The following is a 2,633-nucleotide window of genomic DNA, read 5'->3' as shown; positions in this document are numbered from 1 at the left end:
GCAGCGGGCGTCGGGCATAGCCGCCAGATCACCCGCCCGGCCGGCGGCAGCAGCGGCGCGACCTCGCCGATCTTGCGCCACAAGGCTTCGGCCTCCGCCGCGCCGAGCCGCGCGCCGGCGCCGAACAGGCGCTCCAAAGCCTCGGCGCGAAAGGCGATCGAGGGGGCGGGGCCTTCAAGGCGCAATATTGTCAGGCCGCTGTCGGCGAAGCCGAGCCTTTGCGCCGCCGCCGCCGGCAGATGGGCGGCGGAAGACACCTCGAAGGGCGTATTGAGGGCCTTGGCCATCAGCGCGACGGCGGAATCATCGGCGAGGCCGGGCAGGAGCAAGGCGCAGGCGGTTTCGGGGCGCGGCATGACCTTGATCGTGACCTCAGTCAGCAGCGACAAGGTGCCGAACGAGCCGGTCATCAGCTTGCACAGATCGTAGCCGGTGACGTTCTTCACCACCTTGCCGCCGGCCTTGAAACTTTCGCCGCGGCCGCTGATGGCGGAAAAGCCGAGAAAGAAATCGCGCGCGGCGCCGGCGCGCAGGCGGCGCGGGCCGGACAGGTTGCAGGCCAGGGTTCCGCCAAGGGTTGGCTCGCCTGTAGTGGCGCCCAGCAGCCCGCGCCAGTCCGGGGGCTCGAAGGACAGCATCTGGCCTCTATCGGCCAGCATCGCCTCGATCTCCCGGAGCGGCGTCGCGGGGCGGGCGGTGAGCACCAGTTCCGCCGGCTCGTAATCGACCACGCCGGCGAGTCGCGCAATATCGAGCACGGCGTCGGCGCGCGTCGGCCGCCCCAGCGCTTGCTTGCTGCCGCCGGCGCGGATCTCCAGGCTCTTGCGCTCGGTCGCGGCCCACAGGACCATTTCCGCCGCCTGGGCCGCATCGCTGGGCTGGAAATCGGTCATCGGACGCTCGTTCAGAAACGCGGCAGGTCGGGGAAACGCAGCTTGCCGCCGTGGACATGCATGCGGCCGAGTTCGGCGCAGCGGCACAATTGCGGAAAGACTTTTCCCGGATTGAGCAGGCTCTCGTCGTCGAACGCGCATTTCAGCCTTTGCTGCTGGTTGAGGTCGCTTTCGTTGAACATGGCGCCCATCAGGTCGCGCTTTTCCACGCCGACGCCATGTTCGCCGGTCAGCACGCCGCCGACCTCGACGCAGAGCCGCAGAATGTCCTGCCCGAACGCCTCGGCGCGGTCGAGTTCGCCGGGCTGGTTGGCGTCATAGAGGATCAGCGGATGCAGATTGCCGTCGCCGGCGTGGAAGACATTGGCGCAGCGCAGGCCGAATTTCGCCTCCATCTGCTTCATCCGCAGCAGCACCTCGCCGATCCTTTTGCGCGGAATGGTGCCGTCCATGCAGAGATAATCGGGCGAAATGCGGCCTACCGCCGGAAATGCCGCCTTGCGGCCGGCCCAGAACAGCAGGCGCTCGGCCTCCGACTGGCTGGCGCGGCAGTTTTTCGCGCCATTTTCGCCTGCAATCGCTTCGACCGCTGCAATCAGATGATCGACCTCCGCCTCGCAGCCGTCGAGTTCGACGATCAGCAGCGCGTCGACATCGAGCGGATAGCCGGCGTGGACGAAATCCTCCGCCGCCTGAATGGCGAGCTTGTCCATCATTTCCATGCCGCCGGGAATGATGCCGGCCGCGATGATGGCGGCGACGCAATCGGCCGCGCCTTCAATGTCGGGGAAGCCGATCAGCAAAGCGCGGGCGCCGGGCGGCGTCGGCAGCAGGCGCACAATCGCTTCCGTCACCACGCCGAGCATGCCTTCCGAACCGACCACCACGCCGAGCAGGTCATAGCCCTGGGCGTCGAAATGCTTGCCGCCGAGGCGGACCACTTCGCCTTCGATGGTGACCAGTTCGACGCCAATGACATTATTGGTGGTGAGGCCATATTTCAGGCAATGCACGCCGCCGGAATTTTCCGCGACATTGCCGCCGATGCTGCAGGCGATCTGGCTCGACGGGTCGGGCGCGTAATAGAGCCCATAGGGCTGCGCGGCCTGGGTGACGGCGAGATTGGTCACGCCGGGCTGCACCACGGCGCAGCGATTGGCGACGTCGATCTCGACGATGCGCTTGAACTTGCCCATGCCGAGCAGCACCGCGTCTTCGAGCGGCAGCGCCCCGCCCGAAAGCGAGGTGCCGGAGCCGCGCGGCACCACCTTGATCTTGTTCGCCGAGCAATAGCGCAGAACCTCGACCACCTGCGCCGTCGTCTCGGGCAGGACCACCACCATGGGCAATTGGCGATAGGCCGTCAGCGCGTCGCATTCATAGGCGCGACGCCCGATCTCCGTGTCGACCACGCCTTCGCCGGGAACGATCCGCCGCAGGGCCTCGACGATTTCGCCGCGCCGCGCCAGAACCGAGGCGTCGGACGGCGGCATGACGATCATGGCGCGCCGCCTCCGGGGATCATCCATGGGAACAGGAACTGCTGGGCCGCGACCAGAATGCCGAGAATCAGCGTCAGAATGATGCTGTGCCAGAAGGTGCGGGCGAAGACCTCGCCCTCCTTGCCCTTGAGATTGGTGACGGCGACGCCGGTAGCGATATTCTGCGGCGAGACCATCTTGCCCATCACGCCGCCGGAGGAATTGGTCGCAGCGAACAGCACCGGATCGAGCCCGAGCT

At 67.0% G+C, this 2,633-nt stretch carries 3 protein-coding genes; all 3 read right to left on the bottom strand.

What is annotated here, in order from left to right; genetic code table 11:
* The coding region (locus ACE3S9_RS18185) for an FAD-binding protein (protein ID WP_374547887.1) at positions 1-893 on the bottom strand (893 nt) is incomplete at its 3' end.
* A gap of 11 nt (positions 894-904) precedes the next feature.
* Complete coding sequence (locus ACE3S9_RS18180) at positions 905-2,422, bottom strand: FAD-linked oxidase C-terminal domain-containing protein (RefSeq protein WP_374547886.1); 1,518 nt, start codon at positions 2,420-2,422, stop codon at positions 905-907.
* On the bottom strand, positions 2,392-2,633 hold a 242-nt coding region (locus ACE3S9_RS18175), incomplete at its 5' end, for an L-lactate permease (RefSeq protein ID WP_374547885.1). The genes ACE3S9_RS18180 and ACE3S9_RS18175, both read right to left, overlap by 31 nt.

The organism is Rhodoblastus sp. (assembly GCF_041915505.1).
GTDB lineage: Bacteria > Pseudomonadota > Alphaproteobacteria > Rhizobiales > Beijerinckiaceae > Rhodoblastus.
The sequence above is the reverse complement of the archived record's forward strand: the minus strand, read 5'-3'. Positions and strand labels throughout refer to the sequence as shown.